The sequence below is a fragment of the Mycobacterium sp. genome (assembly GCF_049280035.1).
In the GTDB taxonomy this organism is placed as follows: Bacteria; Actinomycetota; Actinomycetes; order Mycobacteriales; family Mycobacteriaceae; genus Mycobacterium.
In genome coordinates, this window is sequence record NZ_JBAPPI010000102.1 from 1 (window position 1) to 3,718 (window position 3,718).

5 protein-coding genes are annotated in these 3,718 nt (G+C 67.6%); 2 read left to right on the forward strand and 3 right to left on the reverse strand.

The genetic code is table 11. The annotated features are described in order from the left end of the window. The coding region (locus tag WAN71_RS03395; protein WP_422223978.1) for a L17 family ribosomal protein at positions 1-348 on the forward strand (348 nt) is incomplete at its 5' end. Positions 349-358: 10 nt separating this feature from the next. Further along, on the forward strand, positions 359-1,231 hold the full coding sequence (truA, locus tag WAN71_RS03400) for a tRNA pseudouridine(38-40) synthase TruA (protein ID WP_422223981.1): 873 nt from the start codon (positions 359-361) through the stop codon (positions 1,229-1,231). Positions 1,232-1,239: 8 nt separating this feature from the next. On the opposite strand, the gene WAN71_RS03405 is transcribed toward truA, so the two are convergent. The 3 genes from WAN71_RS03405 to WAN71_RS03415 all read right to left on the reverse strand — a co-directional run bounded on the left by WAN71_RS03405 (position 1,240) and on the right by WAN71_RS03415 (position 3,511). Beyond that, entirely contained in the window at positions 1,240-1,848 is a 609-nt protein-coding gene (locus WAN71_RS03405; RefSeq protein ID WP_422223979.1) for a cutinase family protein, read from the reverse strand. An 82-nt stretch (positions 1,849-1,930) separates the two neighbouring features. After that, positions 1,931-2,614, reverse strand: coding sequence for a cutinase family protein (locus WAN71_RS03410; protein WP_422223980.1), 684 nt, complete (start codon positions 2,612-2,614; stop codon positions 1,931-1,933). A 48-nt stretch (positions 2,615-2,662) separates the two neighbouring features. Then, positions 2,663-3,511, reverse strand: coding sequence for a cutinase family protein (locus tag WAN71_RS03415; RefSeq protein ID WP_422223982.1), 849 nt, complete (start codon positions 3,509-3,511; stop codon positions 2,663-2,665). Positions 3,512-3,718 lie beyond the last annotated feature (207 nt).

The following is a 3,718-nucleotide window of genomic DNA, read 5'->3' on the forward strand; positions in this document are numbered from 1 at the left end:
GGCTACACCCGCATCATCAAAGTCGAAGCACGCAAGGGCGATAACGCCCCGATGGCGGTGATCGAGCTGGTCCGGGAGAAGACGGTCACCGCGGAAGCCGATCGCGCGCGTCGGGTCGGCGCTTCGAAGGCCGCAGCAAAGAAGGCTGCACCCCAGGCCGCAGTCGAGCCGGAGGCAGAGGCCGAGCCGGAGGCGGCGGTCGGTGCCGAGGCGCAAGAGGCCCACGAGGCCGAGGCCGAGACCGCCGAGGCTGAGGCAGCGACGCCTGAGCCCGAAGCCGTGGCGGAGGCCGCCGAGGCGGAAGCCGCTGAGCCGGAAGCCGAGGCCGAAGACGCTGACGAGTCCTAGCGATTCGCCCCTGAACGACGTGCCCGCCATCGACGCCGATGGTGGGCATGTTCGTCTTCGGCTCGATATCGCTTATGACGGCACGGATTTCGCCGGCTGGGCCACGCAGTCAGGGCAGCGCACCGTCGCGGGCATTCTCGAGGAGGCGCTTTCGACGGTGTTTCGGACCCCGGTGCGGCTGCGCGCGGCGGGGCGCACCGACACCGGCGTGCACGCCAGTGGTCAGGTCGCCCATGTCGACGTTCCGGCGGATGCGCTGTCCAATGCCTATCCTCGTTCGCCCCGACCGACGGAACCGGAATTCCTGCCGCTAGTTCGGCGTCTGGGCCGGCTGCTGCCTGCCGACGTTCGGATCCGCCGGATCATCCGTGCCCCAGCGGGTTTCGACGCGCGATTCTCGGCGCTGCGCCGCCACTATGTCTATCGGCTGTCGACCGCACCCTACGGGGTGGAGCCGCATCAGGCCCGCTACATCACCGCCTGGCCGCGGCTGCTCGACGTGGACGCCATGACGGAGGCCTCGCGAAACCTGCTGGGACTACACGACTTTGCCGCGTTTTGCCGTCACCGCGAGGCTGCCACCACTATTCGCGATCTGCAGCGGCTGGACTGGACCCATGATGGTCATCTGATCACTGCATACGTCACCGCCGACGCGTTCTGCTGGTCGATGGTGCGCTCGCTGGTCGGCGCGCTGCTGGCCGTCGGCGAACACCGGCGCACCGCCACCTGGTGCCGCGAGTTGCTCACCTCAACGCGGCGATCCAGCGACTACGCCGCCGCACCGGCGCGGGGGTTAACGCTGATCGGCGTGGACTACCCGCCGGAGAACGAACTGCAGGCGCGGACGTTGATTACCCGCGACCTGCGGACGCGCGATTGATTCCTCGGTTACAGCTTGCCGGCGACGAAGCTTGCCGCCTGATCCACCAGCCCGGAACTGACGTACGAGGGCTGCAGATGCGACGACCAATGCGTGCCTCTCCCACAGATCGGGTCGCCTTGCGCGCACTGGTCGATCGTCTTACCGGCAAAGGCGGGGGCGACCCGCCGGGTGCCATTGCCGAACAAGGCGACCGCCGCGACTTGCCGATCCACACCCGGGGGTATACGGCCCCAGGTCGCGACGTCAGCCACCTCGGCACCCAGGGAATAGCCGCCGAGCACCTCGCGGGTGTCCGGGCAACTTCTGGCCATGGATTGAACATGGGCGCTCATATCGCTAGCGCCGCTGTCGACGCTGATATTTGCCGGATAGTTGACGCCATAGGCCCCGACCGACATGTTCGGCACCTTTGCGCGCAGCGAATTGACCAACGCGTCGCCGACCGCACCGAGTCCGGGTGGCTCCTCTCGGCCGCGGGCGAAAACCACCTCCGCACCGGGGCAGGCCGCCGACGCCGTCGGAATCGGCCCGGCCGGTATTAGTGCCGGGGCGATCAGCAGCCCCGGGGCGAGCAATGCTGCAGCCGCCAAACTTGCCACCGGAGCAAATTTCATGCGCGGATATTATCGAGCAAACCTAGATATTTGCTGAAACGGCCCGCAGGGTTGGCTTAGTGCTGTTGACCGCTGGGATCGGTCAATGCAGCTTGCTTGCGACGAAGTCGGCGGCCTGATTGACCATGCCGTCGTTGATATAGCCGCTCGCCGCGTGCTGTGGCCAGTTCGCGTTCCAGGTGTTCGGGTCGGCCGGGTTGCAGATGGGGTCGGTGCCGTGGCACAAGTCGATGGTCCGGTCGTTGTAGGCCGGGTTGAAATTCGTGATCGGCCCGACCCACTGGCTGCCGTTACCGAACAGCGCGACCGCGGCGACGTGCTGATCGGCGCCTGGCGGCAGGGGATTGGTGAAGCCGAATAGCGGGCCCGGGGCCGCCACCACGACGTCGGTGACCGCCGCGCCCAGCGAGTAGCCGCCCAACACCACACGGGTGTTCGGGCAGCCGTTGATCGTGTTCTGGACGTGCGCGCTCATGTCGTTGGCGCCGATGTCGACCTCGTTATCGGCGGGGTAGCGCACCGCATAGAGGCTGACGTTCTTGTTGACCTTGGACCGCAGCGAGCTGACGAAGGAGTTGCCGATGACGCCGGCGCCGGGCGACTCCAGCCGTCCGCGAGCAAACACCACCTCGACGTCGGAGCAGGAGGCCGATGCCGTCGGGATCAGCGTCGCGGGCGCAAGCATCAACGCCGCAGCGAGTAATCCTGCGGCGGCGATCCCGGCCGTAACCGACTGTGGCGGTGGGTTGATCAGGCGCAGTGTCATGGCCCGATAGTAGTGCGCTGACACGACGTCAGCGCAATGAGCGATCTATCAGTGAAATGCCGCGGGCTGGGTCTGATCGACCACGGCCGGACCTTGGCCACCGGGCCCAGGCCCTGGCCCAGGGCCGGGCCCGGGTAGGGGCCCTGGGGGCACGCCCATCGGCCCTGGCGGCACGCCCATCGGCGGTGCGGGTGCGGTGGGGGCTAGCACCGCCAACAGCCTGGTCTGGACGAAGCTGGCCGCCTGGCTGGTGTAGACGGGCACGTAGCCCTCGGTGTGCCCACTCCACTGGTTGCCGGGGCCGGCGTGACAGATCGGGTCCTCGGGGTTGCAGAAGTCGATGGCCTTGGCGCCGAACAGCTGGCTCTGCGCCGATATCGGCCCGCCGCTGCGGTCGGCCGGATTACCGAAGGTGGTCACCGCGATGACGTTGTTGGCGTACTGAGGCGGCAGCGAACTGCCCCAGCCGATGCCGCCGATCGGAACCCCGGTGACGATGTCGATCACCGACGCGCCCTGCGAGTATCCGCCGAGCACCTGCGGGGTGTTCGGGCACTTGTCGGCCACGTCTTTGATGTGCTTGATGGCGTCGTTGGCGCCGTCGCCGCCGTGCAGCTGCAGCAGGCTGGCCTTGTAGTTGACCGGGTAGGCATCGATGTTCTTGCCGGTGTTCTGGCGCAGCGAGTCGACCAGGGACTGGCCGACACGTCCCAACCCGGCCGGCTCATCGGTGCCGCGGGCGAAGGTCAGCGCGACGTCCGGGCAGTTGTCGGCGCCGGCCGACGGGATAGTGCGCGGAACGGCGCTGGGCGCGACCAGCAGGACACCGGCGGCCAGCAGCGCGGCGGCGCCCAGGCCGGCCCAGCGCAAGCTGCGTGACCAGTGAAGATGGGACACCGAACGGCTGAGGTGGTGAATGCTCACCAGGCGATTTTACCGAGAACTGGGCAAACGGTCACATCGGCGGTCATCGGGCCCCGAACTGTGGATCGACGGCAAAGCAAGACGTGATCACGGAATATCGTGAAGGCCCAGAAGCCCCCGGCATCCCGGGGGCCTTGGGGGACTGATGGGATGGCAACCAACCACGCGGCTGCACGTCAG